This window comes from Streptomyces sp. NPDC032472 (genome assembly GCF_040636955.1).
Lineage (GTDB): Bacteria > Actinomycetota > Actinomycetes > Streptomycetales > Streptomycetaceae > Streptomyces.
This window is the reverse complement of record NZ_JBEZVK010000017.1, coordinates 13,399-38,334: the sequence shown is the minus strand read 5'-3', so window position 1 is coordinate 38,334 and position 24,936 is coordinate 13,399. Positions and strand designations below refer to the sequence as shown.

The following is a 24,936-nucleotide window of genomic DNA, read 5'->3' as shown; positions in this document are numbered from 1 at the left end:
CCGTGTCCGACCTCGTACCCGTCATCGGCGGCGCCCTCCAGAGGACCGGCTCCGCCATCGTCGGCGCTGTCCGCTTCGGCATCGTCGTCGCGCAGCTCACCGCCGCCAGCGCCACCATGGCGGGCCTGTCCAACCAGGTCCGCTCCACCTTCAAGTACGTGGAGGACTGCGCGAAGTCGGTCGACAGGCTCGCCGACCAGGCCGCCGCCCTCAGCGTCGACCAGTCCACCGTCAACGAACACCGCGAAGCGGCGACCGTGATGCGGTCCTGCAAGGACGAAGCCGAAGCCATGGCCGTGGAGTGCGAGGAGATGTCCACGCTCTTCCACGAGACCGCCGACGGGCACATCGCCGACTACGGCTCGGTCGCGGACGCCGCCAACAACATGCCCGACGGCATCGAGATGGCCGACCGCACCTTCTACAGCAACCGCTGACCACCCCCCGCACCGCACGAAGGGCGGCGAACCCCGAAAGGTTCGCCGCCCTTCCCTATGCCCTCGAAGGAGAGCCCACCGATGATCCGCCTCGGACCCCTGCGCAGCCGCTTCGCCCTGGCCCGCAACGCCGTCGGCCGCGTCGCCACCGTGGTCGGCACCGGCGCGCTCGCCACCGGCGCCTTCACCCACAACCTCTACGCCCCCTCCGTCCTGGCCGCCCTCGGCTGCGCCGGCTGGGGCGCCGCCTGGTCCCTCACCCTGCGCCGCGACGCCACGGGCAACACCGCCATGGGCCTCTACATGGCCCCCTCCGTCTCGATGACCGTCCTGCTCACCGCGCAGCGGATCATCCCCGGCATCGACTGGTACTGGGAGCTCCTCGCCGACGCCGGCTGGACCGCCGCCGTGCTGTACGTGCGCCCCGCCCGCGTGGCCCGCCTCCTGGTCGGCCGCGAAAAGTCCCTGACCCCCGAGGCGATCGAGCAGACCCGCGCGCTCCTGGTCCAGGACGACGTCCAGGCCGGTCCGCAGCACCCGATGGCCGCGTACTGGGCGCAGCAGGTCGCCATCGAGGGCGGCGCCGCCGCGAACACCCTGCTGGAGCAGATCGAACGCACCGGTGAGCACTCGATGACCGCCGTCATCCGCTCCACCCTGCCCGGCAAGCCGGTCCCGAAGATCGACCTGCTGGAGCTGTCCGCGGCCATCAACTGGCCCGAGGACGAGATCGCCATCACCCCCGTGCCCCGCCAGGGCGCCGGAGTCCGGCGCCTGACCGTCGGCCAGGCCCCCGAGGAGGCCCTGGACATCTACACGGCCTGGGAGAAGCTCATCGCCCCCAAGGGCATGCCCTCCACGGTCATCACCGCAATCCGCACCGTCGACATCCCCGACGAGGAGACCAAGGAGCTCCCCGCATGAGCAGGATCTACGAGCTCACCGTGGAAGCGGCCGAGCCCGGCGACATCATCACCTACCACCCGCAGCGCCTCGCCGCGGCGCTGCACATCGCGGACGTCAACCGACTCGCGGTCGAGACCAGCGTCATGGGCACCAAGGCCCTGGTCACCATCTACCCGCACGACCCGCTCGCCCGCGTCATCCTCGCCGACCCGCAGATGCTGGTCATGGACGCCCGCGGCCGCATCTGGATCGGCCGCTACCACAACGGCCGGCCCTCCCTGCTCCGGCTGTACGACCCGGCGTCCGGGTCCGCGCAGCGCCTGCTGCTGTTCGGCACCACCGGCGCGGGCAAGTCCACCGCCGGGCAGATCATCCTCGCCGCGATGAAGCGCTCCGGGATCGCCGTCCTCTACGCCGACCTCAAGGGAGGCCAGTCCGCGCCCGAGGCGTTCGGGCAGGCCGGGCCCGGCCTGGACGGAAACGTGGCCTGGCGGGTCACCACGCAGGAAGGGACCATGGCGCAGCTGCGCACGACGTGGCTGACCATGATGGACCGCCAAGAGCGCTACGCCCGCCTGGGCCGCTCCAAGTTCCTGCGCGACCGGCCCGACCCGCTGATCTACCAGATCATCGACGAGGCCAACAGGTTGCTCGAAAAGGGCGCCCCATACAGGGACGAGGCCACGTTCTACATCAAGGACATCGGCCGCACCGGCCGCTCCCTCGGCGTCGGCATCGGCCTGTTCGCCCAGGCCGGCCACCTCGAGGAGATGGGCGGCAGCGACACCCTCCGCGCGATGCTGAAGGAGGGCGAGGTCGTGTTGCTCCGTTGGACGTCCAGCATGATGAAGCAGCTGGTGACCGACGGCCTGCTGCCCGCCGGGCAGGTCCTCGCGCCAATCCCGAAGTACGCGGGCGAAGTAGACCTCGTCTCACAGTTCGACGAGGAGCACGACGACAGCGACCTGCCCGGCACCCAGGGCACCGCGTACAACGTCAACGGCCGCTACCCCACCAGCAAGATGCGGTTCTGGAACATCGGCTCCAACGAACCCACCGAGGGCCTGGACCCGGAGGTCCTCGACCTCTACGGACCCGGCGCCCCGCCCGAGGTCGAAGAGGACGCCTGGGGCCTGATCGGCGACGCCTACTGTCAGCGCCTGGACGGCATGGAGGCGTACCGGGCCGTCTTCCCCGAGCCTGAGGAAGACGAGGACGGCGAAGGCGGCGACAAGAAGAGGAGCGGCGGCGGCGCCAAGGCGGCACCCTCGCCGGTCCCGGCCGCCGCGGCCAAGCCGAAGGCCCGCACGCTGCGCGACCGCATCCAGGCCGTCCTGGACGCGCACGACGACCCGCTGGACGCCCTCCAGATCCTGGAGCTCGTCAACGCCGACGGCGGCCGCGAGGTCAAGCTCGGCAGCGTCCGCAACACCCTGACCGCGATCAGGAACTGACCTCCCCCACCGCCCGGCCGGGCCGGGCCCCGAGCCCGCCCGGCCGCCGGCCTTCCCGAAGGAGCTCCCCACCGTGGCGTTGACCATCTCCCTGGTCTTCTTCGCCGGAATCATCGTCGTGATCCTGGTCCGCACCGGCAACCTGCGCCTGTGGCCCGCGCTCGCCGCCATCCTCTTCGGCTTCTCCCTCGCCTCCACCGGCATCGCGCCCGCCATCAACAACGCGATCAGCGGCATCGCCGGATGGATCAGCACCCTCGGATAACCCGCCCCACGAACCGATCGGAGCCCGCCATGAACCGCCCCCTGTTCGTCGTCGACGAAGCCGCCACCGTCCTCGCCACCGACCCCGAGGCCCGCCGTCTGCTGAACCAGCTGCTGCTCGCCGGACGCAAGAACGGCGTCCAGGAGCAGCCCGAGCCGGAGACCGGCCCGCGGGCCACCCTGCGGTTGCAGTACCCGACGCTCGCCGAGTTCGAGGCCGCCGCCCACCGGCAGTAGCCCGCCCCGCTCCCCACCCTTCGCGCCCTCCCCGCCGCCCCGGCCGGGAGGGCGCGGCCGTACCCGAACGGAGAACACCGTGGACTTCCACCCCACCGCCGGCCGCCCGATGTCCGACTCCGAGGCCGCCGCCGAAGCCAAGCGGATCATGGACGCGAGCTTCCGGACCGACCAGCCGGGCCACTTCCCGACGTCGTACCGCGACCACTCTCCCGTGCCCGCCTACGGCGACACCCCGCCCGTGCCGCAGCCCGACCACCGGATCGTGCCCGCCTGGGCGGCCGGGATTGCGGTGGCCTCCATCGGCGTCGGCGCCGGGGTCACCGGCATCGGCTGCGGCGCCTGGCTGGTCCTGCAGGGCCTCGCCTCCGTCAGCCTCGCCGGAGTCCTGATGGTCACCCTGCCGGTCGTCGGCCTGGCCATGGCCGCCACCGCGATCGGCGGCGCGATCAACCGCGCCCGCTCCGCCGTCACCAAGAACGTCTTCGAGGGCCCGGTCACCATGCGGACCGAGATCACCAGCAAAAGCACCACGCGCGGCATGTTCTTCGCCCGCACCCGCAACGACATCCACCACTGACGGACACCCTGCGTCGTACTCGAACCCCGCTCAGCCGGTCGGGAGTCGAGTACGGGGCAGGCCGCCCAGGCAGCCCCCGCGCTCAGTCGTCGTCCAGGTAGATCAGCAGGCGGCCGTACTCATCGACCTCCGCCTCATAGATCACCCCGTCGACGATCGCGTGATCGACGACGACCTCGTAGTCGTCCTCGTCGTCGATCCACAGCACACCGTCGTCGTCCGTGAACGCCGGATAGATCACCCCGTCGGCGATCACCGATTCGAACTCCACCGCCATCGCGCCCCCTTGCTGCTCACTGACCTCGCCCCAGCCTGTCGCACCACCAGGCCCGGCAACAGAGCCATGCCCATCCGGTACGCGCCGTCACCGCTTGAAGGAGAAGCCGACCGTGGCTGACCACAACGACCGCACCCCGAACATCCCCGGCCCGCGCCAGGAGCACCCGGCCGCCACCCACGGCCAGGCAGCCGGCCTCCCCGCGGCCGCGCCCCTGCTCGAAGAACTCGAGGACAAGCCGACGCGCACGGAGGCCCTGCGCGCCTGGTGGGCCGACGCCTGGGACGCCGGCGGTGTCCTGCGCGACCGCTGGGAGGACCTGCGCCAGGCCCCCGACCTCGGCTGGCACGGCATGGCTACCTGGCTGAAGGCGGCGCTCGGCCTCGCCGGGATCTGCCTCGTCATCCTGCTCCTGGACGGCGCCACCGACGCCCTGGCCGCCATCCTGCACAGCCTGCTGACCGCCGCGCCCCGCGTCCAGGTCGGCACCGACACCTCCAGCGGCATCCTCGCCGTCATCGACCAGCCGATCCGCACGTACATCGCCGCACACTCCACCTCCCTGCCGATCACCGGCGCCACCGTCTACACCGTCTGGCAGCTGGTCGGACTCTTCGGTCTGATCGGCGGCTTCGCCCGCAGCAGCGGCGCCCGCATCACCTGGACCGCCTGGGGCGCGGCCAGCATCGCCATGGTCCACAGCGCAGCCCCCGCCGACGGCCGCACCATCGCCACCGGCCTCGCCGTCCTCGCCTGGACCGCCGCCTCGACCTTCGCCCTGCGCGGACTGACCCTGCGCCCGGCGTTCTTCACCCACATCCACAACGCCGGCCACCAGATCGAGCCCCACATCCACCTCCCGGCCCCGGCCGCCCCGGACGCCGACGACACCCCGGACAACGTGCACCCCCTTCAGAAGCGCTGACCGCCACCACCCAACCCGAGAGGAACGCGCCATGAAGCTGAACGAGAACGAGCTCTGGGCCGGCACCTTCCACGGACGCCACGACGGCGCCCCGGCCGAGGTCACCGCCACCCGCGACGACACCCGCCCCAAGCCGTACGCCTGGACCTGCACCTGCGGCGCCTCCCGTTCCTTTCCGACCGCGGACGGCGTGTGGCCCACCGCCTGGCGGCACACCCACCCCACCCGCCTCGACCGGCTGCGGTCGTGGGCCACCCGCCTGCTGCGCACCCGCACCGCCAGCTGACCCGTCGCCCTGCCTGGCCCTCGCCCACCCCGCCCCGCGGGAGCGGCGAGGACCGGACAGGCCGCCCGGCCGCACCCACCACCACAACCGCGAACGAGATCGACCGGCAGGAGTAAGGACGCGATGTACGAGCTCGACCACCACACGCCCTACCGGCACGCGCGCTATGAGTTCACCCCGCTCCCGCTGATCCAGCGCGGGCTCGCCTTCCACGAGGCCGGCCACACCGTGCTCGGGCAGCTGGTCGGCTTCACCTGCGAGCGCGTCCGGGTCCGCACCATCACCCGCGACGGCGTCACCGGCTGGACCGGCGCCACCACCTGGGCGAGGTCCTTCGGCACCTACCTGGACGTCGCCGTGGTCTGCGGAGCCGCCGGCCAGGCCGCCGACCTCCACCAGCTCGCCGAGGCCGGCCGCCTCACCCCGGAGACGGCCCGCCTCTGCGAGGCCGACCACGACAAGCAGATGGCGCTCAGCATCCTCGCCGCCGAGGGCATCCAGGTCAGCGACACCAACCCCGCCCCCGACAGCGGCCTGGCCTGGGACCACGTCATGGCCACCGCCCAGCACATCGTCGACCGCGAGTGGGACCGCATCACCGCCGTCGCCGAAGCGCTCCTCGCCGCACCCGACTTCACCCTCACCGGCACCCAGGCCGCGCAGATCGCCGGCATCACCACCGCCTGACCGACAAGGAGCAGCTCCCATGGCACTCACCTGGTTCATCCGCCGCCCCGAGCCCGTCGAAGCACCAGCCCCCGATCCGTGGCCGGAGACCGGCGAGACCTGGACGCCCGAGGGCGTCACCGTCATCGAGCGGTACTACAACCTCGGCCACGCGGTCGTGCTCGTCTATCGCAGCACCGGGTACCACGTCGTGGCCTGCCTCGGCTGTCACCACCAGACGACCCGGCGCACGTCGACGTACGGCACCCTGCTGACCCTGGAGCAGGCGGCCGAGCTCGCCAACACCCACGCGGCCCGATGCCGGGCGCTGCCGCGCGAGATCCCAGCCCGCCCCGACGAGGCGACCGCCCGCGAGCAGCTGCGCACCCTTGTGCACGGCCTGCGGAACCGGGACGAGAACGTGAGCCTGTACCTGTTCCACCTCGACCTTCACCGCCTGGTGCTCCAACGGACCAACGAATGGATCACGGCTGAGCTGATGCGCCTGGCCGACGCCGAACCCGAGGTTCTGAAGGTCTCGGTCAACGAGTGGGGCACCAATTTCCGCCTGCAGAGGCTCCCCGAGAGCTGATCGGCCGCGCTCTGTCCGGCCCCGCTCGCCGCATGCCGGCGGCCGGGGCCGGGCTGTGTCCGCCCGGTCAGCCGAGACCGGACGACCGCCCCTCCCCCGGAGGTCACCGTGTCCCCCACCCGCCGCACCCTGATGGAAGCCGCAGCCGCTCGCTTCGGATGGCGCCGCGCCTACGGCGACACCGCCGCCGTCGACGGCCTACTGACCGAGCAGACCGAGACCGTGTACGCCGAGGCCGCCAACCACGCGGCTCTCGCCACCGAGAAGAACACCGATGCCCTGCACGTCCAGCCCTGCGTCCTGGACATCCGGGGCCGGGTTCTCGCAGACGTCCTCTACCTCGAGGGCCTGCTGACCGGCGCCCGCAACCGCGGCCTCGCCCCCACGCTCATCGAGCACCTGGAGGACGCCGTCGACCACGGCCACGAGCTGGCCGTGCTGCTCGCCGACACCGTCCGGACCACCGCCCACTGAGCTCGCCCCCGAAAGCCGCAGACGCCGGGGCTGGCATAGCCGGTCACGACCGGAGCGCACCCAACGTCCACGGCCCACACCCTCGCTGCACAGCTGCCCCGCCGACACCAGCAGGCCGTCGGCGGGTGCGGCGCTGCCGCACCAACGACTGGAGGAACCGCCTGTGCTTACCCCCCGCCCGCGCCGCCGGATCGGCCGGCCCCGCCCGCAGCGCCCCGGCCCCCGCTACCCCCACCACCCCGCCCGGATCCCTGGCTCCTGGAGCCGGTGATGCCCCGCACGCGCAGGAAGCGGCGCCGCGAGATCAAGCGAGTGCCCCGCTCCAATGCGACGCTGCCGGAGCATGACCGCGGGGCCATCCCCAAGGGCCTCCTCACCCGCAGGCAATTACGGGACAAGGGACTCAGCCCCGGCGGGCACGACCCGGTCGCGGTCCTGCGCTGCAAGTACTGCGCGTTCAGGCCCGACCAGTCCTGCAACCACCCCACGAGGGGCTGGCTCTACGACGTGGAGCTCGCCCGGCCCAAGCGGGTGCCGACACTCGCGCAGGAACGGGCGCTGGACCGGGCAATGGCCGCCAGGTCCACCTGCCCCCGGTGCCAGCGCCGGTACTACTTCTGCCTCCCGCTGCGCACCCAGGGCTGCTGCGACCCGTGCCACCGCGGCTACGAGCCCAGCCCCGACACCTACTTCACCACCACGGCTCCGGTGCCCCACCGGCTGGCCGCCTGACCCGCAAAGGGACATCCCATGACCACCACGGTCCGCACCTCCGCCTTCACCGAGCCCGACCGGCCCAAGAACCTCCAGATCCGCTACGTCACCGTCGGCGGCACCTACCTCGACGTCACCGGGACCGGCTCCATCCACAAGAACCACCGGTGGCACTGCCACGGCTGCCAGGACGGGAACGACATCTACGACCAGCACCGGCTGTCCCAGGCCCGAGACCAGGCCAACACCCACGCCAACAACTGCCGCGCCATCCCGCTCACCTGATGCGCGCCCGAACCCTCCTGCTGCTGGCGGCCGTTCCTCTCGCAGCGGCCGTCACGCTCAAGGCCGGCTCCTGGCGTCTGCACGCCGACCGGTACCGCATCGAGGTCACTGCCCAACCCCGGACGGGCTGCCCACACTGCCACGGAATCGGCGGCCGGTGGACTGCCGGCGCCTTCCCGGAGATGGAAGCGTGCGGCTGCTGGTCCACCCGACGCGAGCTGCGCATCCGACTGCTGCCCGTCCCGGCCTGGCCGGACGAGCCCCCGTTTTGACATGCCTCGACCCCGGCCGGTGGCCGGCGCCGAGACCAGGATGCCGCCGCCCGAGCAAAGGCTGCTCCCCTCCTTCACCCTTTCGAGATCAGGAGAACCACAGGATGACCCACCGCCCCGCCGTCTTCGCCGCCCTCCTCGGACTGACCCGCGCCGGATCGGCGATCGGCGACTTCTGGGTCCAGAACGACTTCTGCGCCCGCGTAAAGGGCGCCTCCGACGACCACCCCGTCACCTACAAGAACCCCGTCACCGAGAAGGAGACCACCCACGGCACCGCCAGCGGCCGTGCCGCGTGCCTCCACCACTGCCTCACCTATGTGGCCACGCAGGCGATCGTCGCCGGGCTCGGCGCCCGCGCACTCGGCATCCGAGTCCACCCCGCCGCGGCCGCCGCCGCGCTCGCGGTCTCGTTCGGCACCCACTACGCCGCGGACCGACGCGTCCCGGGCAAGGGCTTGCTGGAGAAGCTCGCCGACAGGACCGGAAAGGGCGGCTTCTACCGCCTGGCCGACTTCGGCATCAACGGTGCGTTCCACCTCGACGGCGCCTTCCACCACGGCTGCGAGACCGTCGCCGCGCTCATCGCCACCACCAGGGCGACCACCCGGTGACCGGGCCGCGCACCGACCGCCTCGGCGCCTCCGCCGGGATCGCCCGGCTCCGAACCCGTCCTCTCGACCCGCAGGGAGAACCCCGCATGAAGCCGCTCCGCCTGGACCACGCGCTGCCCGTCGACACGACCATCCCCGAACCCTCGCTCGCGCTCCTGATCGGCGCGGCCGGATCGGGTAAGTCGACGTGGGCGAAGACCTGGTCCGACACACAGGTGCTGGAACTCGACCGGTTCCGGGCCCTGGTCAGCGATGACCCCGGCTGCCAGGAGGCGACCAGCGACGCCGTGCGCGCGCTCCAGGCTGTCCTGGAGGCGCGCCTGGCCCGCCGGAAGATGACGGTCGTCGACGCCACGAACTGCGAGCCGGCCGCACGCGCCAACCTGATCGCCACCGCCCGCCGCCACGGCGTGCCCACGGTCGCGCTGGTCGTCCCCACCCCGGCCTCGGTGTGCGTCGCCCGGCAGAAGGCCCGGCCTGCGAACCGGCGCGTGCCCGAGCATGCCGTCCTCGCCCAGCACGCCGCCATGGTCGCCGCCTGGCCCGGCCTGCCCGACGAGGGCTTCGACCACGTCGTCGTCGCGGACAACCTCTACCGCCTGGAGGCGCTGCTCCAGCCTCTCAGCGACACCCGGCGCGCGGAACTCGGCTGGGACGGCAGCGAGGGCCTGGGCGACCTGCTCCTGGTGCGCCGCTACTTCGGCCCCGAGATCCTGCCGCTGTGGCACTGGCGCGACGGCTCGCAGCTCGCCGGCGGCGACCGCGTCGCGGAGATCCGCCTCGGAGCGGACCGCATCGTCCTCGCCCAACGGACCGACGTCGACGGGGCGGGCGACGTCGGCTTCGACGCCTTGGTCGGCTGCCCCGCCGACGACGAATGCGAAGGCCCGGCGTGGGCGCCGGTCTACAACGTGACCGACCTCCTGCGCGCCCTGACCGGCGAGCTGATGAACGACCCGGACGTGCGCTGCACCGTCCACGGCCCGCACGAGAACGACGACCAGGCCGACGACCCCGAGGGCCGCGCCGACCTGGAAGCGCAGTACGCGGAAGCGGCCCGCGCGTGAGCCGCGCCGCCGACGGCCCGCACCCTCACCCGCTCACCCCGGCCGACCTCCCGGCCGGCGACGAGTGGCTGTACGGCTGCGTCGCGTGCCAGCTCCCCATCCAGGGCGGCGCCGCCGGCCTCGCCGCGCACCGCCGCACCGTCCACAACCCCCGCCGCGACTACGCGACCACCGCATCCCCATCACGGTCCACCTCGACCTCGGCTTCTGACCCGAAGGAGACCCGTCCATGCCCATGTCCGCGACCGCGAAGGCGTACTACGCCGCCCACACCCAGGCCCTGCGCGACCACGGCGCGATGAACGCCAGCCGCCTCTGGCCGCGCCAGGCCCTGCAGTACACCACCGTCAACGGCGCCAAGTTCCAGCCGTTCCCGTCCCGACTGCCCGACCGGTCCGTTGCCCCGGCCGTCCGCTCCGCCCTCAAGAAGCACACCGTCCACGAGTACGAGATCGCCGCCCGCGACGGCTCCCCGCTGCACATCGTCTACATCCGCCACGCCCCCGGCACCTGGTCCGGCGGCGAGGACGTCATCGACGTCTACGAGGTCCCGACCGCGCTCGGGTGATGGTCCTCCGTGCCGCCCCGCCCCCTGCCGCCACCGGCCGGGGCCGGGGCGGCCGCGGTGGTCCCTCACCACCGCGAGCACGAGAGGAGCTGGACGTCATGGCCAAAGAGTTTTTCGAGGTAGACGTCCCCATACGGAACACCGAATCACCGGGCCTGCGCGGCGTGCACGTCTTCACCGGCCGGGCCGACAGCGGCACCGCCGCCATCAAGGCTGCCCACGAGGTCTACGACGCCGCCCGCACCGCGGCGGAGGCCGGACGCGAGATCCCCCACGGACGCCCGGACGGATGGGGCGCCTGCGGATACCGGCCCGGCTGGGAGCTCGACTGGCCCGCCGCGAAGGCCGGCCCCTGGAAGAGCCCGTACAGCTGGCTCACCCGCCAGCCCTTCGAGCTGTAGCTCTGCCCCGGGACAGACGCACACGGTGTCCAATCCAGGCGCCTGCCCGGGCCTTCTATCCCGTACGAGACGAGACGGAGACCCAAGTATGTCGTCCCACCGCGACGTCGACCACACCCTCGCCTATCCGGAACCGCCAGCCTCGCCGCTGTGGCACCGCCGCGGCCCCAAGGCCCGCCCGATCACGCCCGGCCAGCAGCAGCGCAACTGCGAGCTGCTGCTCCGCGCGCAGTACACCCCCCGACCCCGCTCCCCCCGCACCGCCAAGGCCCGGACGGAGGCCCGAGGATGACCAGCCCCCAGACGCACCTCGCCATAGACGGTTACGTCGACGCGATCCCGGCCCCCGGCACCAGCTGGGGCACCGCCACGTTCGACCTCATCCACTCCCCCGCCGACGCGGACCGGATCGCCCCCGAAACCCCGGACACCGTGTACGCCTGCACCACCGCCGACCCACGCATCACCGGCGTGCTGCTGCGCGAGATCCAGCCCGGCGACCTCCTCCGCGTCACCGGCACCCTTGTCCAGCCCACCACCGAGGGCGCCCCGGCCCGACTCACCGTCGACGCCCTGGAGGTCTTGAACGCCGCGCCGGCCCCCGTGCTGTACGACCTCGTCCTCGAGCGCTGGGGCAACTACGCGACCGTCTTCAACGCCGACCGCGACAGCGTCCCGGTGTTCACCGTGGACGGGAAGTGGATCGGCGAGGCCCCCACCCCCGACGCCATCAGCGACCTGATCGACGCCTTCGAGAACGGCACCGCGCGATGACGACCACGTTCCCCGCGCAGCGCACCGTCCTGGAGCGGTTCCCCGCCGGCCACCCCCGCGGCTCCTGGCCCGCCGACGAATACGCCGCCGCCCAGCGCGCCCAGGGCACCGAAGCCCGCGTCGTCATGGACCTCGCCAGCGACCAGTTCCTCGTCGTCACCGACACCACCCACCCCTAACCGAGAGGCGAACATGACCGAGACCGAGACCATCCAGTACACCGCCGACGTGGTCGCCCTGACTCCCAGCGGCCACGTCCTGCTGATCGAGCGCGGCTGGCTGCCTTTCGAAGGCGCCTGGGCGCTGCCCGGAGGACACGTCGACTCCGGGGAAGCGCCGTTCGTGGCTGCGGCCCGCGAGCTCGCCGAGGAGACCGGCGTCTACGTGCCCGTCGGCAACCTGCACCAGATCGGCATCTGGGACGAGCCCGACCGTGACCCGCGCGGCAGGTACGTCACCTTCGCCTACATGGCGATCGTCCCCGACGGCACGCAGGCCATCGCCGGGGACGACGCCCGCGCTGCCCGATGGTGGCCCCTGAGCGACCTCCCCGAGCAGCTGGCGTTCGACCACGCCCAGATCATCAGCACGGCCATCACCCCCAACTCCTGAGAGCCCCCACCCGAGCGCCGCTCCCGCCTTCCCGGCCGGGGCGGCGCTCCGCCGTTCTGCTCCTCACTAGCGACCTGGAGGCACCTTCATGCGCCCGATCCGTCTGACCTCGTTCGGCTACCTGCACCTGCCCACCGGCCCGGACGGCTCCCCCGTCCCGCCCGCCGCCGACCGGATCGAAGACGTCCGAGACCGGCTCCGCGACCCCGCCGCCGCCCGCGACATCCTCGACCTCGACGGCCTCAACCCCCGCGTCCAGGACATCGTCCTGAACACCCCCGGCGCCCGAGAGCTCCTCGCCAACCTCGCCGCCTACGCCGACCTGCCCGCCGGCCCCCGCCACATCGCTATCGGCTGTGCAGGAGGTAAGCACAGGGCATCCGGACTCACCGAACTCCTTGCCCGCGAACTCCGAGCCCGCGGCCACGAAGTCGTGGTCGAACACCGCCACGTCCACCTCCCGCGCGTCCTCAAGACGCCCGCCCGCACCGCCCACCCCGAGCAGGAGACCGCCCGATGATCCGACGCCTCCGCCGCTGCGGTCACGCCCCCGGCGCCATCTCCGCCGAAGACCAGGCCGTCGTCGACCAATTCCGCGCGATGCTCGCCGCCGTACGCTCCCCGCAGCCCTGGACGCCTGGAAGCGGCCGCGACGTCGCTGTGCGCATCGGTCCGTACATCGAGCGAGCCCACACCCGGCCCGGCGACGACCACGGCACCGAGACCATCGCCGTCGCCCTGGTCCACCCCGACGCCCCGAACGCCGCCGCCCACCTCCACGGCCGCCAGCTCGGCTACACCGACCGCGGCTGGCTGCGCTGCGAGACGACCACGATCCTCGGCGCCTGGCAGCCGGCCTACGCGATGCTCACCCACGCCGCCGCGAACCTGCCCCTGCCCGACGACATCGGCATGGACCCCGCCCGCTACGGCGTCCATGTCGAAGCCCGCGGGGCCGACGGCACCACCCGCACGATGCTGCGCATCGGCCCGTACACCGAGACCTGGCTCGCTTCTCGCGACTCCGACCGTCTCAACGGCGAGCTGGAGGACAGGGCCGCCACTGTCATCCCCGGCTGGACGGTCATCGCGAAGGAGGCGCCGTTCGACGTGAGTGACCACGAGGGCTACAGAGACCCGTACGGGAACGATGCCGTCGCGCTCCTGCGAGCTGCCATCTGACCCCACCCGGGAAATCAGGGCGTGGGTTTCTCGTGACCGCCCCCGCCCCTCCTGCCCTCCTGTATGTGGCGGCGCCGCCATCCTTGATGGGCGCCAGATTTGCCTGTCACTGCACCGCACCAGCGGCAACCGTTACTCCATCCATGGCGGCCTCTTCCAGGTCGGTCTTGTGCCGGTGGTGTCAGAGATCAGAGCCAACCCATAACCGGGTTATGAGGCCCCGGCGATCCCGGCGGGGCGCGGGGAAGCTGCTCTGAGGGTGGCCATAACCCGGTTATGGGTGCGGGATAGGGAGCGGCGATGTCCTGGTAGAAGGCAGATGGCCGCCGCCCATGAGGGCGGCGGCCATCGCGGTGGGCAGACGTGAGGGTCAGCGTGTGCTGTTCATTTCGATGAGGAGCATGGTCAACGCCGCTCGGTTCTTGATGGTCATGTTGCGGGAGATGAGCTCAGACAGAGCTTGCGGATCCTGCCACGGCATCCCCGGCATCCCCATCTCCTCCCCACGTGCCTGCGAGGGGATTGCCGACTCGCCACCGGGCGTCGCGGCCTGCGAGACGTCCGGCTGCGCGGCGCCTTGCATCAGCGTTGTGGGCGCAGCCTGAGCCGTCCCGTCGGCCGACGGGCTGACCTCTCTGTCCGCCACAGGTGTGTCTGCCGCAGTCCGGCTCCCGGACGTACCCATAACCGGGTTATGGGTGGAGGCAGCGACGGCGAGTTCACTTACGCCGGAATCCCCGCCTTCAGGAGCGGGATGGGAAGACTGCACTGCCACGGGCGAAGCCTGCTGCGCAGTGCTGCCCGAGCCCGCCCCCACAGGTCTGGTCTCAGCTGCCTTCGGGGTAAGGCTGTGTTCGTAGGCGGTCAGCTGCTCATCGGCCGGCATGCGGGCGAATACCCGGGCATCTCGGGCCGAGAGTGTTCCCGCTGCCACAAGGTTCTGGAGGGCGGGCACCAGTCTGCGTAGAAGCAGGAGCTGGGAGATGTAGGGCTGAGTACGCCCGATGGCCTTGGCGACCCTTCCCTGGGACAGTCCCTTGCCGATGGGGGGCTTCTCCGTCAGCAGGTACAGAGCCTGTGCCTGCTTTATGGGGTCCAAGCCAACGCGCTGGCCGTTCTCGGCGAGTGCCCACAGCAGGGGGTCCTTGGCGCCCGAGTCGTCAACGATCCCAGGCACGCTGTCCCGGCCGGCTTTGCGGGCGGCGTGGACACGGCGGTGGCCGGCGAGCAGGACATAGCGAGCGCCGCCCACGGTGGCCTGGTGCTGAGGGTGCGATTTGACGAAGGCTTCGGCGTTACAGACCGCGATGGGGCTGGTGACACCGATCTCAGCAATGCTGGTAACGAGGCCGATGAACTCCTCGTCCGATTCATCGATGTGACCGCGAGGGTTTTCCGGGTTGTCCGCGATGTCCGCCAGCTGAAGCTGGATGTCCTGCTTGACCGGCGCCTCGGTTGCTTCCTCCAGAGGCTCACCGTCGAGCATGTCGGCGAGGTTGACGCGGCGGCTCACTTCTTCACTCCGTTCAGCGCGATCTCCAGAGCCAGCTTGTCGAAGTCCTGCCGCCCCTGCAGCGCTACCCGGTTGGCGGGGTATTGCGTGACCACTGTCCCTTCAGCAGACGCACGTGCATGCAGCTTGTAGTGCCTGATCACGGTACGAGCGAGGCTCCCGCAGCTCTTCTGGACGAACTCCTGAGTCTGCTTCAAGTCGACGTCACCGTCGCGTGGATCCCAGTTGTTGATCACAACGGTGTAAGGCAGGCCGCGAGGCTCCACGACCTTCTTGATGGTGCGCAGGGTGGGCTTGAAGCTGAGAGGCTCCGGCTCGATGGGGAGGATGACCGAGTCGGCGTTGTCCAGGACAGCGCGGAGGATCTCTGCTGCGCGTCCGTCGCCGAGCGGGTCGGCGGAGTCGTCGTCTTCGGACAGATCGAGCCAGCCAGGGGTGTCGACGAAGATGTGCCGTACGCCCTTGACCTGTCGTAGCTTGCTCAGGCCAGCGAGGTCCTTGTGCGCCTGGGTGAACAGGAACGGAAGGTCGTCTCCGACGCGGTCGGCCCACCAGGAGGTAGAGCCTTGGGGGTCGACAGAGACGGCGAGTACGGAGGGGGTGCCGTCAGGCTGGGTGCCGATCGCTTCGGCGGTGACGGCCGCGAGGTTCACGGTCAGCGTGGACTTTCCCACGCCGCCCTTCTGGTTCACGATCACATGTACGTGTGCCATGGAGTTCCGTTTACTTCCCGATGGTGCTGGTACTTCGGACGCGGACAGCATTCCAGATGATCACCAATGGGGCGAATCCCTGGGGCCTGGTGTCGCTGCACGCCCATAACCCGGTTATGAGTCTGAGAGCCAGAGCGAGCCGCTCTCACGAACCGAAGTGGGCATCGCAACGGCCAAAGCGCACGACGACTCTGGCCTCGGACGCCTTGGGCAGCGATCGGCGCCACACGACGTGCCGGGACCACGGCCAACTTCCGGCCGTACCGTCACGCCGCGGCACCTGCAGACTGACGCCGCTCCAAGGGTCGGGATTGAGCGCGGCGCCGATGGGGAGCTGTACTGGCTGACAGCGACGCAGGGGGAGGGCCAGAGAATGGGAACAGGCACGGTGGTGCTGGTGGTGTTAGCCGTCTTGGGTGTGGGTGCCCTGGCCGGGGTCCTAGTCCGGGTTGGACGTCGGGAGGCCGAGGCGGAGAAGGCTCGGCTGGCGGAGCAGGCACGGATCCAGGCCGTACGGTCAATGGAAGCGGTCTGGGCGATGAACCCCCTGGAGTTCGAGGAGTACGTCGCGGAACTCTGCCGCCGGGACGGCTGCACCGAGGTGCGCCGCGTGGGTGCCGCGAACGACCTCGGCGCCGACGTGACCGGCTGGCTCCCGGACGGCCGGAAGCTCGTGGTGCAGTGCAAGCGCTACGCGAAGCACCGCACCGTCGGAAGCCCGGACCTCCAGAAGTTCAACGGCACAGCGCGCAGCGAACATGGAGCGGACGTCCCGCTCTTCGTCGCCTCCTGCAAGTTCACCAAGCAGGCCCGGGCCTTCGCCGCCCGCCACGACCTGGTCCTCGTCGATGTCGACCTGCTCGGCTTCTGGAACAGCGGCACCGCCTTGACCGCGCTCCTCGACCTGGACATCAGCCGTTCCGGCACCAACCGGAAGCTGGCCCCGGACAACTGAACTCTCCTGCCGCTCAGCAGACAGCGTCGATGCCTTTCCAGCAGTTCCCGAGTCCGTCGGCGGCGCTGGGGCCGCGATGCCCGGACATCGGGCGTCGGGCGGCTGTCCAGTGCACCCGGTCTGTGCAGCCGCCGTCGAGGTGAGCCCGGCGGGCCCCCTGTCCGGAGTCGAGGACCCGGGCGTACGGCACGGTCCCCTAGGCGGCCAAGGCAACCGAGAGTGAGAGCACGCCCGTCGCGGCCGGCCCTGCGCCCCAGTGGAGAGTCGCCGTGGATCGGACGTTCCGGGGGAACCTGTCGCCCGCAGTCGGCAGGGCCGCTGGATCTCGTTGGACCGGCGGCGATCGGGCGTAGCACGTCCGCGTCGACCAGGAACCGTACACCCACCTCGCCACGCCGCGTTGTCAGTGGCCTGCGTTACGGTCATCTCCCCCTGCCGGGGGGCGCGTGCTGTCCTCGCCCGGCCTCTATCTCAGGCCGGGCGAGGACACGTGGCGTGCTCCCCATCTTCGGCACGGGGAGCACACCTCTTCCGGATGGAAGGGTCGACACCGAGGTGTCCTATCTCCATATGACGGGGTGCCGGGGTGAGATTGCAAGGAAAACCGGGAACTTCATGCGTCCGCTGCCTTCGGTGCGCTCTACGTGCAACGGAATGGTCATCTCCGGCCGTACGCCGACCGTCTCCGACTCCTAATGTTCCGTAATTCCTTGATCACGTCGCGTGATCCGCGTGTGCCGGTCCATGCTGATGCTCCTTCAACTGCGGTTCGGCACCCGTCTGTTGGAGGCCCCTCCGGACGAGGGGTCTTTCGGATGATCACGGACGACACCAAGGAACGGTGATGAACAGGAAACACATAGCGGCGGCAACGGCGCTGGCGCTGGTGCTGCTGGTGGTCTTCGGGTGGAGCGCGCTGATGGCTGCCATGGGACATGCAGGCCTGATCGCCGGGCTCGCGCCCGTTCTGGGCCTGACGGTCACCCAGGTCGTACGCGGTTCCCGCTCGCGGACCGCGGCGTCCGGGCACCGGGTCGCGGCGGTGCCCGACAAAGAGGACGGCGCTTCGTGACGACGTCGTTCAACACGCCGGGGCCGGCTTCCGAGCCGGCCCCGGGCCGCCCCGGCCGCAAGCTCGGCCCCATCGCGGACACGGTCAGCAGCTCGCACCGCGCCTGGCTGGAGCCGACCCGTGACCGATACCTGGCCAGCGGCCGCACCCTCAGCGACCTGAGCCTGAAGGTCCTGGCCAAATCGAAGCTGTCGGAGCTGTTACGCGGCGTCGGGCACTACCCGCGCTGGGAGGTCATCCACCGCCTGGCCGGCGAGCTGGATATCCCCGGCTGGCCCCTGTATCGGCTGTGGAAGCAAGCGGCCATGGACGCCGGCAAAAGCAGGGACTGGGTCGAACGGTCCACCGAGGGCTCCACCGCCGTGGCCACCGCCCGCTCCGGCCGGCCACTCGAACACGGGGCCCTGTGCCAGATGGTCATGGACGGCTACCTCGCCTATGCAGGAGTCTTCCTCGCCGCCGACACGTGCAAGAACGCGGTCGACGACACCTTCGCGATCCTCTGGCTCTGCTTCGACGAAGCCCTCGCCAGCCCCGACATCCGCCGCTACGCCTGGAACATCCTGCGCGCCACCGTCAAAGCCAAAGCCGACTACCGCGACCAGCGCCCCGTGCTGGCCGAAGCCGCCTTCGACACCGTCGCCCTGCGCGACGCCAGCCCGCACGACCAGCCCGACCAGCTGGCCGAGAGCCTGGAGCTGTTCACCGCGATCAGCAAGCTGCCCGACGCCCAACTCGACGTCATGGTGCTTCGGCGCCTGTGCGGCTTCCCGCCCAAACAGGTCTCCGACCTCCTGGGCATCCCCCTGGCCGCCGTCCGGTCCGACGAACGCCACGCCAACCGCTTCTTGGACGACACCATCGAGCTGCCGCCCCGAACCGGAGGACCCACTCCATGACCACGCTCGAACACCTGCTGTCCAGGGCGCTACTCGCCCCCGACCGAGCCGTGCCTCGCGACACCATCCCACCCCGAAAGACCAGTCCCCGCAATCGCCCCGTCGCGGTCGAGACGTCGCACACGACCGCCGCGGAAGAACTACGCGCACTGTGCGAGACCCTGGTCCACCACGCCCCAGCAACCACGGTCGCTGCCTTCGTCACCGACCAAGTTCCCGAACCCCGCAGCGCCCTGATCCTGGCCTGCGTGCTCCAGCTGACCGACGCCGACGACGGCGCCCGGTTCTGGTGGCAATACGCCGCGGGAGCCGGCCACCCGGCCGCCGCCTACTGCCTCTACCTGCACCACCTAGCCCTCGGCGAGACCCACACCGCCCGCTGGTGGCGTACCCAGACCGACGAGACGCCCACCGAGAAGGCCGACGCCGACGCACCCGCAGTGCACACCACCATCCACTTCGACGGAGCCCCCTTCGTTCTCCACCACGACGACGGCGCCTCCAGCACCACACTTCTGCGCGTTATGCGCCGCCTGGCCCGACACGCCAGCCGCCCCCGGTCCGCCGTGGTCACCAGGCTGATGACCTACATGCCCACCGCGGTGGCCGTCGGCTACCTTCGCGAACCCGAAAGCGAGCTGCCCCTGCCCGGCCCCGACTTCGCCCACAAGATCCGCACGCTGCTGGCCGCAGCCGCCGACCAACCCGAGCGCACCAGCGACCTCCCGGCCCGCCCCCAGGCCGACCACACCCTGCGGCCAGACGCCGACCGGGCCACTCGACGGGCCCACCGCAAGGTCGATGAAGCTGCGGCCCACTGAAGCACCTCATAGTCCGCTCCTCCGGTACAGGCGGGGGAGCGGACCTGTGCGGAAACCGGGCACTGGCCGGACCGAGCCTGCGCCAGGCCATGCGGCGCCCAGCTACTCTCCTATGGCTCGCCGGTGCCGAGAAGCTGTCCGGCCCCGGGCAGCGCCCGCACGCTTCGACCTGTGGGGTGGCGCACGGCGTCGAGGACTTGGGGGCGTGCGGCTGTCCGGACCCGGCCGGAGGTGACGCGGCAGTCGCCGGAGCATCGGCGTGCAGTCGGTGTCGATCCCGTACTGGATCAGCCAGGCCGACGCTGGCGGTAGGCCGTACGGTCGATGGAAGCGGTCTGGGCGATGAACCCCTGGGGTTCGAGGACTACGTTGCGGAACTCTGCCGCCGGGAGGGCTGCACCGAGGTGCGCCGCGAGGGTGCCGCGAACGACCTGGGCGCCGACGTGACCGGTCGGCTTCCGGACGGCCGGAAGCTCGTGGTGCAGTGCAAGCGTTACGCGAACACCGGACCGTCGGCAGCCCGGACCTGCAGAAGTTCAACGGCACCGCGCGCAGCGAACACGGAGCGGACGTCCCGCTCCTCGTCGCCGCCTGCAAGTTCACCACACAGGCCCGGGCCTTCGCCGCCCGCCACAACTTGGTCCTCGTCGATGTCGGCCTGCTCGGTTTCTGGAACAGCGGCACCACCTTGACCGCGCTTCTCGCTCTGGACATCGGCTGGTCCGGCACCAACCGGCAGTGCGAGGGCGACGCAGGTGGCGTCCTGGCTGGGCAGGGTGAGGAAGAGCGCCGCGAAACACGTTCTGTTCGGAGTACTCCGGGAGGTCGAACTCAAGGGCGTTTGGGCCGTGACGGTCGAGCTTGTCGAAGAGGACGGCGGGGATTGGTGACGGTGCGCGGGGTCAGCGGTGCCGGCTCGTACCGGGAGAGGTGCTCCATCCGGCCGTCGAGGTCGAGATCGGCGAGGTGTGCCTTGCCGACTGCGCTGGCGTGTCGGGTGTCGGTGAACGGCGCCCCGGGACCCACCGTGGCCCGACCCGTGCCACAGCCCGGGATACCTTGCCCAGGTCCGGCGAGGCCGTCTGCAGTGGACACCACTGGCACGCGGCGCAACGATGGAAGTCGGCTGCCTGCCGCTCGTCTGACGCTTACCGGCTGGTTGAGGGGCAGGCCGGAGATGCTGCCGCGCCGCCGGGCTGCGTTGGTTTGCCACCGCTACAGCACCGGGCGTCGTGCCCGGAGGGCTTACGGGATGACCCGGCGGCCAGCGGTACGGGTGGTCGGGCTTTTGGCGGTGACCCCGTTCCGTGTGGGCCTGAGGGTCCCTCGTCCTGATTCCGCGGAGAAGGATCACATGAACCGCTACCGCTTCACCCTGGTCAGCGCCATCATGGCGTCGTCGCTGACGATGCCGGCGGCGGCACTGTCGCCAGAGGAAGGCGCCAGTGTCTCCTCACGGGCTCCCTCGGCTTCGTGCGCCCTGGTCAAGGGACAGCCGGGTGGCGACGGAAAGCCAACGTACGACCTGACCGGGTCCGGCTTCAAAGAAGGCCCGGTGCAGATCAAGTCGAAGTACGGCCGGAGCACGACGTCCGCCTCCGCCTCCGGCGCCTTCACCAAGAAGGACCAAGGTTACGCCGACTACCAGGTCAGACAGGGGAATCGGAACTGGGTGCAGTGCACCAAGGTGGCCAAAACGGGCGACGAGGATGCGACGAAGAACAAGAACGCCACCGTCGCCTCAGTGGAGGCAAGCATCCACAACGTGAACAAGGCTTCTTTCGTGAACGACGACTATCCCTGCGGTGCCGCACCGAAACCGATCGACATCCTTGCCTTCGCGACCATCGTGACGTCGGACGCGGGTACGGTGAAATACCGTTGGATCGGCACCGGCAAAATTGCCGACACGGACGTCCACACGATCAACTTCACCGACTCCGATGTTCAACAGGTGGCCACACGGATCGACCTCGGAGTCGACAAGAAGGGCGACGTGGGCCTTGGCTGGGCCCAGCTGGTGATCCTCGGCGACAAGGCCAAGACATCCAACCGCATCGACTGGCACATCACCTGCACCTCGTGAGGGGTCGCAGCCGGCAGATCAACCACGACTACATGCCCCTGCCGGTGCCGCGGCGGCAAGCGCGCGCCCAGCGAAGGTGGTCCCTGAAGACGGGTCACCAGATGCGCGCCGGTTGCCGGAGAAGAAGCGGCTCTCAACGCCCCCGCAGCTGGAGAGGGCGTCGCGGGTGTTCGCGCGGGCGGCCGAAACAGCGCCAACCGGCCCCCATGGACCAGGTGAGTTCGTAGATGCCGGTCGCGCGCTGGACGCGCTTGGCGGAGGCTGGCGCGGAAGCGGCCGGTGCGCAGGTCGTCGACGAAGGCGGCCACGGTCTGGTGGAAGCGGCGTTGCTGCTCGGGGGTGAGACGGTCCAGGTCGGCGGTGAAGCGGGGCACGGCCTCGTAGGTGGGCACGGTGAACTCCTTCAGGAAGCACGAAGCCCCCGGCCGGTGGCCAGGGGGCGAGGGTGGCTGTTCGTTGTGAAGGGCGTCGGTGACGCGGTGTTCAGCGGCGGCGTTCGGTGGGGGCAGTCGCACGCTGGTGCGTGCTCGATGGTGGTGGAGTCGGTTGGAGTGCGACTAGTGCGACTTCGGGGTGGGTGGTGCTCGTGGGGGCGAGCGCAGTATTCGCACGGCGCTGTCACACGGCGTCGTAGTGGTCCTGCATCACCTCCACCCACTGCTCGAACCGGGCCGTCTGGCAGCCGGGCAGTGGCGCCCGGTGACGCGTTCAGCGGTGGGGAAGTCGGACTGCCCGGAGCGCACCTGGAGGACCTCCAGGAGCAGCGGGGTGTGGCAGAGGGGGCAGGGGTCTCGGTAGCTGGTGATGTTCATGCGGGGGAGAGTGCACGCACGCGCGGCTTACCGTCTCGGGCTGCTGTGACGGTCCGCCTGACGGGGCGCTGCGGCACAGATTTGGTGAGGGCTTCCCGCCCGGCGGGACAGACCTCAGTTCGCGCTTTCTCGCAGGTCACGGGCCACGTTCCATGGCCCGATGATGAGCGAGTCGAAGGTTGGCCCGGGTAGCGGGTGGCGCTATCTCTTCCGCGGTGTGATGGTCGGCGACGGCCGGCGCCCTGCGGGTACGCCGCTGCGGGCAGCCCAGGATGAGGCCGGTGTCCCACCGGGGGTGTGGAAGGGCCGGGGCCTGGCCGCGGTCGGCCTGACAGCCGGGGACGTGGTGACCGAACGGCAGGCCGAACTCCTTCTCGGGGAGGGCCGGCACCCGGGCGCCGACCGGATCGAGCACGAGCGCCTGGCGGCCGGCGACGATCCGGCACGGGCCCGGCGGGCGACGGTGTTGGGCAGGCCCATCGAGCACAACCAGTCGCCCAAGACCGAGAAAGCCAAGGAGCGCAAGCCCTGGCTGGCCATGGACCTGGTGTTCCGGCCCCCGTCGACGGCACACATCGCGTGGGCACTCGGGGACTACGAGACGCGCCTGGTGCTGGAGCTGTGCCAGGACATCGCCCGCGACAAGGCACTGGCCTGGCTCGAGGACGCGGTCGCACAGATCCGCTGGAAGAGCGGCGGCAAGCAGCGCCAGCCGGTCCGGGACGGGCTGATCGTCGCGGTGTTCCGGCACTACGAGTCCCGGGCTGCCAAGACGAAGCCGCTCCTTCACGACCACGCGGTGGTGTCCATCCGCGCCCGGCGGCCAGACGAGGCGGGGACGTGGGGCAACCTGTCGGCCGATTCGATGCTCGCCAACATCGTCGCGGCCGACACCCTTTACACCCTCCACTTCATGGAGGAGGTCTCCGCCCGGCTCGGGTGGGTGTGGGAGCCGCGCGAGGTGACGCCCGGCCGCCGCCCGGTCATGGAGATCGCCGGGATCGACCAGCGGCTCATCGGCTGGCAGTCCACCCGCCGCCAGCAGATCGAGGACGCGCTCCCCGTCCTGGTGGCCAAGTACGAGGAGCGGCAGGGACACGCGCCGGGGGAGCGGGCCGCCTACGCGCTGGCCTGCGAGGCCGCCAACCAGACCCGCTCACCCAAGCGCACGGAGCTGCTGTCGCTGACCGAGCTGCGCGCACGGTGGCGGGCCTCAGCCGTCGCCGCGTTCGGCGCGTGCACCGTCTACCGGCTCGCCGAGCGGGCCCGGGCGGCGGCCGCAGCGGTGTGGGCCCGGGTCCGCCCGGTCGTCGACGTCGCCCTGGCCGCCGTCGACGTCACCGCCGTCGTGTACGTGATGCGCGGCGCGTTCAAGCACCACCACCTCCTCGCCGAAGCCCGCCGCCACCTCGCCTACGTCCTGCGCGGCCGCCGGCACCGGCCCGGTCTGGACGAGCAGATCGTGCAGGCGGCCGTCGACGACTACACCCGCCCCGTGGGCCGGGGCCGGATGATGACCGCCGACCTGCGCGCCCTGTACCCGCGAGACACCGGGGACCAGGCCGTGCTGCGCGCGCTGACCCGGAAGCGGTCCGCCGCCCCGTACGAGCGGGCCCGTCTCGCAGCCGGAGCCCTGACCGCCCGCGTCCATGCAGCACGCCGAGCGGCCCGCCTGAACTCCCGGTCCCGGCCGCACACCGTCGCGGTGCCGACCACCCCGAGACCCAACCTGCGCACGGGGCGGGCGGAACGGAGAGCCGGCCGGGACCTTGAGCCGACGACGGACGTCGCCGCGGTGGAGCAGACCGGCCGGACGCTGGAGGCCGCAGCCGCCGAGATGGCCGCCCGGCTCCAGGCGGGAATCCGGGAACGAGCCGCCGCCCGCCGCCCCACACCTCAGCCCGCCCCGGCCCCGCCGCCGGGAGCCCATCAGCCTGTCCAGCCCGTGCCGGGCCGGACCCCATCCCACGGAGGAGTCGCATGACCACCACACCGCCCGCGGACCCGAGGATCGAAGCCGTCGCCGCCCGGCTGAAGGCAGCTGCCCAGGAACGCGCCGCCGCCTACGGTCCGGCGCCGGGCTGGACTCCGATCTGGAAGCGGCCCCGGAAGCCGAAGTCCGTCAAGGCGCGGAAGGCGGAGCTGGCCAAGCAGCGCAAGCGGCTCAAGGCGGCCGGGGTACGACGGTTCTACGGCGCCCAAGCGCGCCGACCCCGGCCCCGGCAGAACCGCATCGGCAGTGCCGCCGCGCGTCGTGACGCCCGCGCCTTGTCCCGGATGCGGCACTCGAATGCCTGGCTGTGGTGACCACAACCGGGCATCGTCCACCGAGTGGACCGCCCGATGCCGAGCGGGTGGAGCGCATGGCTCCACCCGGTGGGCGCCACTCCACTCGGTGGACTCCGCGGAGTGGAGTCCACTGCGGTGCGCACCGCATGGGGGTGCGCACCATCCGGCGATGCGCGGCACCGTCGTCTG

General features: G+C 71.0%; 34 protein-coding genes and 2 pseudogenes. 33 read left to right on the top strand and 3 right to left on the bottom strand.

What is annotated here, in order from left to right:
• The first annotated feature begins 2 nt into the window (after window positions 1-2).
• The 6 genes from AB0F11_RS13735 to AB0F11_RS13710 all read left to right on the top strand — a co-directional run bounded on the left by AB0F11_RS13735 (window position 3) and on the right by AB0F11_RS13710 (window position 3,878).
• Entirely contained in the window at window positions 3-437 is a 435-nt protein-coding gene (locus AB0F11_RS13735; protein ID WP_362172050.1) for a hypothetical protein, read from the top strand.
• Between the two features lie 81 nt (window positions 438-518).
• On the top strand, window positions 519-1,361 hold the full coding sequence (locus AB0F11_RS13730) for a hypothetical protein (protein ID WP_362172047.1): 843 nt from the start codon (window positions 519-521) through the stop codon (window positions 1,359-1,361).
• On the top strand, window positions 1,358-2,797 hold the full coding sequence (locus AB0F11_RS13725; RefSeq protein ID WP_362172045.1) for a transfer protein: 1,440 nt from the start codon (window positions 1,358-1,360) through the stop codon (window positions 2,795-2,797). The genes AB0F11_RS13730 and AB0F11_RS13725 overlap by 4 nt, the downstream gene beginning before the upstream one ends.
• A 73-nt stretch (window positions 2,798-2,870) precedes the next feature.
• Entirely contained in the window at window positions 2,871-3,062 is a 192-nt protein-coding gene (locus AB0F11_RS13720) for a hypothetical protein (RefSeq protein WP_359236813.1), read from the top strand.
• Between the two features lie 29 nt (window positions 3,063-3,091).
• Window positions 3,092-3,298, top strand: a complete 207-nt coding sequence (locus AB0F11_RS13715) for a hypothetical protein (RefSeq protein ID WP_362172042.1) — start codon at window positions 3,092-3,094, stop codon at window positions 3,296-3,298.
• 109 nt (window positions 3,299-3,407) lie between these two features.
• Window positions 3,408-3,878, top strand: coding sequence for a hypothetical protein (locus AB0F11_RS13710; protein ID WP_362172328.1), 471 nt, complete (start codon window positions 3,408-3,410; stop codon window positions 3,876-3,878).
• A gap of 82 nt (window positions 3,879-3,960) precedes the next feature.
• Here AB0F11_RS13710 and AB0F11_RS13705 read toward each other — a convergent pair whose 3' ends face one another.
• On the bottom strand, window positions 3,961-4,155 hold the full coding sequence (locus AB0F11_RS13705) for a hypothetical protein (RefSeq protein WP_362172039.1): 195 nt from the start codon (window positions 4,153-4,155) through the stop codon (window positions 3,961-3,963).
• Window positions 4,156-4,267: 112 nt separating this feature from the next.
• Here AB0F11_RS13705 and AB0F11_RS13700 point away from each other — a divergent pair, with 112 nt between their 5' ends.
• From AB0F11_RS13700 to AB0F11_RS13615, 18 genes are all read left to right on the top strand, one after another.
• Window positions 4,268-5,080 carry a hypothetical protein gene (locus AB0F11_RS13700; protein WP_362172036.1) on the top strand — a complete coding sequence of 271 codons (813 nt, stop codon included), beginning with the start codon at window positions 4,268-4,270 and terminating at the stop codon, window positions 5,078-5,080.
• A gap of 31 nt (window positions 5,081-5,111) precedes the next feature.
• A complete protein-coding gene (locus AB0F11_RS13695; RefSeq protein WP_362172033.1) occupies window positions 5,112-5,366 on the top strand; it encodes a hypothetical protein in 255 nt (84 codons plus the stop codon).
• Between the two features lie 123 nt (window positions 5,367-5,489).
• Complete coding sequence (locus AB0F11_RS13690) at window positions 5,490-6,053, top strand: hypothetical protein (RefSeq protein ID WP_362172030.1); 564 nt, start codon at window positions 5,490-5,492, stop codon at window positions 6,051-6,053.
• Between the two features lie 19 nt (window positions 6,054-6,072).
• Window positions 6,073-6,624, top strand: a complete 552-nt coding sequence (locus AB0F11_RS13685; RefSeq protein WP_362172028.1) for a hypothetical protein — start codon at window positions 6,073-6,075, stop codon at window positions 6,622-6,624.
• Window positions 6,625-6,732: 108 nt separating this feature from the next.
• Window positions 6,733-7,098, top strand: coding sequence for a hypothetical protein (locus AB0F11_RS13680; protein ID WP_362172025.1), 366 nt, complete (start codon window positions 6,733-6,735; stop codon window positions 7,096-7,098).
• 270 nt (window positions 7,099-7,368) lie between these two features.
• The gene (locus tag AB0F11_RS13675) at window positions 7,369-7,830 is read left to right on the top strand and encodes an RRQRL motif-containing zinc-binding protein (protein ID WP_362172022.1); all 462 of its coding nucleotides are present in this window, start codon (window positions 7,369-7,371) and stop codon (window positions 7,828-7,830) included.
• A gap of 18 nt (window positions 7,831-7,848) precedes the next feature.
• Window positions 7,849-8,097, top strand: coding sequence for a hypothetical protein (locus tag AB0F11_RS13670; RefSeq protein WP_362172019.1), 249 nt, complete (start codon window positions 7,849-7,851; stop codon window positions 8,095-8,097).
• Window positions 8,097-8,369, top strand: coding sequence for a hypothetical protein (locus AB0F11_RS13665; protein WP_362172016.1), 273 nt, complete (start codon window positions 8,097-8,099; stop codon window positions 8,367-8,369). The genes AB0F11_RS13670 and AB0F11_RS13665 overlap by 1 nt, the downstream gene beginning before the upstream one ends.
• Before the next feature lie 104 nt (window positions 8,370-8,473).
• On the top strand, window positions 8,474-8,983 hold the full coding sequence (locus AB0F11_RS13660) for a hypothetical protein (RefSeq protein WP_362172013.1): 510 nt from the start codon (window positions 8,474-8,476) through the stop codon (window positions 8,981-8,983).
• A gap of 86 nt (window positions 8,984-9,069) precedes the next feature.
• Window positions 9,070-10,050 (top strand): ATP-binding protein, encoded by a 981-nt coding sequence (locus tag AB0F11_RS13655; protein WP_362172010.1) that lies wholly within the window; start codon window positions 9,070-9,072, stop codon window positions 10,048-10,050.
• Between the two features lie 229 nt (window positions 10,051-10,279).
• Complete coding sequence (locus AB0F11_RS13650; RefSeq protein WP_362172007.1) at window positions 10,280-10,618, top strand: hypothetical protein; 339 nt, start codon at window positions 10,280-10,282, stop codon at window positions 10,616-10,618.
• 98 nt (window positions 10,619-10,716) lie between these two features.
• Window positions 10,717-11,019: a hypothetical protein gene (locus AB0F11_RS13645; protein ID WP_362172004.1), complete on the top strand. Its 303-nt coding sequence runs from the start codon at window positions 10,717-10,719 to the stop codon at window positions 11,017-11,019.
• A gap of 88 nt (window positions 11,020-11,107) precedes the next feature.
• Window positions 11,108-11,311, top strand: coding sequence for a hypothetical protein (locus AB0F11_RS13640; RefSeq protein ID WP_362172002.1), 204 nt, complete (start codon window positions 11,108-11,110; stop codon window positions 11,309-11,311).
• The gene (locus AB0F11_RS13635) at window positions 11,308-11,793 is read left to right on the top strand and encodes a hypothetical protein (RefSeq protein WP_362171999.1); all 486 of its coding nucleotides are present in this window, start codon (window positions 11,308-11,310) and stop codon (window positions 11,791-11,793) included. The genes AB0F11_RS13640 and AB0F11_RS13635 overlap by 4 nt, the downstream gene beginning before the upstream one ends.
• A complete protein-coding gene (locus tag AB0F11_RS13630) occupies window positions 11,790-11,972 on the top strand; it encodes a hypothetical protein (protein WP_362171997.1) in 183 nt (60 codons plus the stop codon). The genes AB0F11_RS13635 and AB0F11_RS13630 overlap by 4 nt, the downstream gene beginning before the upstream one ends.
• Before the next feature lie 13 nt (window positions 11,973-11,985).
• Window positions 11,986-12,405, top strand: coding sequence for an NUDIX hydrolase (locus tag AB0F11_RS13625; RefSeq protein WP_362171994.1), 420 nt, complete (start codon window positions 11,986-11,988; stop codon window positions 12,403-12,405).
• An 88-nt stretch (window positions 12,406-12,493) separates the two neighbouring features.
• Window positions 12,494-12,925 carry an RNase adapter RapZ gene (locus tag AB0F11_RS13620; protein WP_362171991.1) on the top strand — a complete coding sequence of 144 codons (432 nt, stop codon included), beginning with the start codon at window positions 12,494-12,496 and terminating at the stop codon, window positions 12,923-12,925.
• On the top strand, window positions 12,922-13,587 hold the full coding sequence (locus AB0F11_RS13615) for a hypothetical protein (protein ID WP_362171988.1): 666 nt from the start codon (window positions 12,922-12,924) through the stop codon (window positions 13,585-13,587). Before AB0F11_RS13620 ends, AB0F11_RS13615 begins: the two co-directional genes overlap by 4 nt.
• Before the next feature lie 370 nt (window positions 13,588-13,957).
• Here the strand turns inward: AB0F11_RS13615 and AB0F11_RS13610 are convergent, their stop codons facing one another.
• Together AB0F11_RS13610 and AB0F11_RS13605 are read right to left on the bottom strand one after the other, a co-directional pair.
• Window positions 13,958-15,100: a ParB/RepB/Spo0J family partition protein gene (locus AB0F11_RS13610; RefSeq protein ID WP_362171985.1), complete on the bottom strand. Its 1,143-nt coding sequence runs from the start codon at window positions 15,098-15,100 to the stop codon at window positions 13,958-13,960.
• The gene (locus AB0F11_RS13605; protein ID WP_362171982.1) at window positions 15,097-15,813 is read right to left on the bottom strand and encodes a ParA family protein; all 717 of its coding nucleotides are present in this window, start codon (window positions 15,811-15,813) and stop codon (window positions 15,097-15,099) included. The genes AB0F11_RS13610 and AB0F11_RS13605 overlap by 4 nt, the downstream gene beginning before the upstream one ends.
• 373 nt (window positions 15,814-16,186) lie before the next feature.
• Here AB0F11_RS13605 and AB0F11_RS13600 point away from each other — a divergent pair, with 373 nt between their 5' ends.
• The 9 genes and pseudogenes from AB0F11_RS13600 to AB0F11_RS13560 all read left to right on the top strand — a co-directional run bounded on the left by AB0F11_RS13600 (window position 16,187) and on the right by AB0F11_RS13560 (window position 24,765).
• Entirely contained in the window at window positions 16,187-16,768 is a 582-nt protein-coding gene (locus tag AB0F11_RS13600; protein ID WP_362171979.1) for a restriction endonuclease, read from the top strand.
• Window positions 16,769-17,612: 844 nt separating this feature from the next.
• Complete coding sequence (locus AB0F11_RS13595) at window positions 17,613-17,840, top strand: hypothetical protein (RefSeq protein ID WP_362171976.1); 228 nt, start codon at window positions 17,613-17,615, stop codon at window positions 17,838-17,840.
• Complete coding sequence (locus AB0F11_RS13590) at window positions 17,837-18,739, top strand: sigma-70 family RNA polymerase sigma factor (protein WP_362171975.1); 903 nt, start codon at window positions 17,837-17,839, stop codon at window positions 18,737-18,739. The genes AB0F11_RS13595 and AB0F11_RS13590 overlap by 4 nt, the downstream gene beginning before the upstream one ends.
• Window positions 18,736-19,560, top strand: a complete 825-nt coding sequence (locus AB0F11_RS13585) for a hypothetical protein (RefSeq protein WP_362171972.1) — start codon at window positions 18,736-18,738, stop codon at window positions 19,558-19,560. The genes AB0F11_RS13590 and AB0F11_RS13585 overlap by 4 nt, the downstream gene beginning before the upstream one ends.
• Before the next feature lie 89 nt (window positions 19,561-19,649).
• Window positions 19,650-20,006 (top strand): annotated as a pseudogene (locus AB0F11_RS13580) (hypothetical protein); the annotation flags it as partial.
• A 38-nt stretch (window positions 20,007-20,044) separates the two neighbouring features.
• A pseudogene (locus AB0F11_RS13575) lies at window positions 20,045-20,152 on the top strand (restriction endonuclease); the annotation flags it as partial.
• 762 nt (window positions 20,153-20,914) lie between these two features.
• Window positions 20,915-21,646, top strand: coding sequence for a hypothetical protein (locus AB0F11_RS13570; RefSeq protein WP_362172340.1), 732 nt, complete (start codon window positions 20,915-20,917; stop codon window positions 21,644-21,646).
• Window positions 21,647-22,678: 1,032 nt separating this feature from the next.
• Window positions 22,679-24,442 (top strand): MobF family relaxase, encoded by a 1,764-nt coding sequence (gene mobF, locus AB0F11_RS13565; RefSeq protein WP_362172325.1) that lies wholly within the window; start codon window positions 22,679-22,681, stop codon window positions 24,440-24,442.
• The gene (locus tag AB0F11_RS13560; RefSeq protein WP_362171969.1) at window positions 24,439-24,765 is read left to right on the top strand and encodes a hypothetical protein; all 327 of its coding nucleotides are present in this window, start codon (window positions 24,439-24,441) and stop codon (window positions 24,763-24,765) included. Before mobF ends, AB0F11_RS13560 begins: the two co-directional genes overlap by 4 nt.
• Window positions 24,766-24,936: the final 171 nt, after the last annotated feature.

Excerpts from the sequence above, each read along its gene's own strand:
- AB0F11_RS13630 (WP_362171997.1), top strand. The coding sequence starts at position 11,790 with ATGACGACCACGTTCCCCGCGCAGCGCACCGTCCTGGAGCGGTTCCCC.
- AB0F11_RS13640 (WP_362172002.1), top strand. The coding sequence starts at position 11,108 with ATGTCGTCCCACCGCGACGTCGACCACACCCTCGCCTATCCGGAACCG.
- AB0F11_RS13595 (WP_362171976.1), top strand. The coding sequence starts at position 17,613 with ATGAACAGGAAACACATAGCGGCGGCAACGGCGCTGGCGCTGGTGCTG.
- AB0F11_RS13605 (WP_362171982.1), bottom strand. The coding sequence starts at position 15,813 with ATGGCACACGTACATGTGATCGTGAACCAGAAGGGCGGCGTGGGAAAG.
- AB0F11_RS13670 (WP_362172019.1), top strand. The coding sequence starts at position 7,849 with ATGACCACCACGGTCCGCACCTCCGCCTTCACCGAGCCCGACCGGCCC.
- AB0F11_RS13645 (WP_362172004.1), top strand. The coding sequence starts at position 10,717 with ATGGCCAAAGAGTTTTTCGAGGTAGACGTCCCCATACGGAACACCGAA.
- AB0F11_RS13635 (WP_362171999.1), top strand. The coding sequence starts at position 11,308 with ATGACCAGCCCCCAGACGCACCTCGCCATAGACGGTTACGTCGACGCG.
- AB0F11_RS13655 (WP_362172010.1), top strand. The coding sequence starts at position 9,070 with ATGAAGCCGCTCCGCCTGGACCACGCGCTGCCCGTCGACACGACCATC.
- AB0F11_RS13715 (WP_362172042.1), top strand. The coding sequence starts at position 3,092 with ATGAACCGCCCCCTGTTCGTCGTCGACGAAGCCGCCACCGTCCTCGCC.
- AB0F11_RS13585 (WP_362171972.1), top strand. The coding sequence starts at position 18,736 with ATGACCACGCTCGAACACCTGCTGTCCAGGGCGCTACTCGCCCCCGAC.
- AB0F11_RS13685 (WP_362172028.1), top strand. The coding sequence starts at position 6,073 with ATGGCACTCACCTGGTTCATCCGCCGCCCCGAGCCCGTCGAAGCACCA.
- AB0F11_RS13650 (WP_362172007.1), top strand. The coding sequence starts at position 10,280 with ATGCCCATGTCCGCGACCGCGAAGGCGTACTACGCCGCCCACACCCAG.
- AB0F11_RS13675 (WP_362172022.1), top strand. The coding sequence starts at position 7,369 with ATGCCCCGCACGCGCAGGAAGCGGCGCCGCGAGATCAAGCGAGTGCCC.
- AB0F11_RS13710 (WP_362172328.1), top strand. The coding sequence starts at position 3,408 with ATGTCCGACTCCGAGGCCGCCGCCGAAGCCAAGCGGATCATGGACGCG.
- AB0F11_RS13660 (WP_362172013.1), top strand. The coding sequence starts at position 8,474 with ATGACCCACCGCCCCGCCGTCTTCGCCGCCCTCCTCGGACTGACCCGC.
- AB0F11_RS13615 (WP_362171988.1), top strand. The coding sequence starts at position 12,922 with ATGATCCGACGCCTCCGCCGCTGCGGTCACGCCCCCGGCGCCATCTCC.
- mobF (WP_362172325.1), top strand. The coding sequence starts at position 22,679 with ATGGTCGGCGACGGCCGGCGCCCTGCGGGTACGCCGCTGCGGGCAGCC.
- AB0F11_RS13625 (WP_362171994.1), top strand. The coding sequence starts at position 11,986 with ATGACCGAGACCGAGACCATCCAGTACACCGCCGACGTGGTCGCCCTG.
- AB0F11_RS13570 (WP_362172340.1), top strand. The coding sequence starts at position 20,915 with ATGAACCGCTACCGCTTCACCCTGGTCAGCGCCATCATGGCGTCGTCG.
- AB0F11_RS13690 (WP_362172030.1), top strand. The coding sequence starts at position 5,490 with ATGTACGAGCTCGACCACCACACGCCCTACCGGCACGCGCGCTATGAG.
- AB0F11_RS13725 (WP_362172045.1), top strand. The coding sequence starts at position 1,358 with ATGAGCAGGATCTACGAGCTCACCGTGGAAGCGGCCGAGCCCGGCGAC.
- AB0F11_RS13705 (WP_362172039.1), bottom strand. The coding sequence starts at position 4,155 with ATGGCGGTGGAGTTCGAATCGGTGATCGCCGACGGGGTGATCTATCCG.
- AB0F11_RS13695 (WP_362172033.1), top strand. The coding sequence starts at position 5,112 with ATGAAGCTGAACGAGAACGAGCTCTGGGCCGGCACCTTCCACGGACGC.
- AB0F11_RS13665 (WP_362172016.1), top strand. The coding sequence starts at position 8,097 with ATGCGCGCCCGAACCCTCCTGCTGCTGGCGGCCGTTCCTCTCGCAGCG.
- AB0F11_RS13600 (WP_362171979.1), top strand. The coding sequence starts at position 16,187 with ATGGGAACAGGCACGGTGGTGCTGGTGGTGTTAGCCGTCTTGGGTGTG.
- AB0F11_RS13730 (WP_362172047.1), top strand. The coding sequence starts at position 519 with ATGATCCGCCTCGGACCCCTGCGCAGCCGCTTCGCCCTGGCCCGCAAC.
- AB0F11_RS13560 (WP_362171969.1), top strand. The coding sequence starts at position 24,439 with ATGACCACCACACCGCCCGCGGACCCGAGGATCGAAGCCGTCGCCGCC.
- AB0F11_RS13620 (WP_362171991.1), top strand. The coding sequence starts at position 12,494 with ATGCGCCCGATCCGTCTGACCTCGTTCGGCTACCTGCACCTGCCCACC.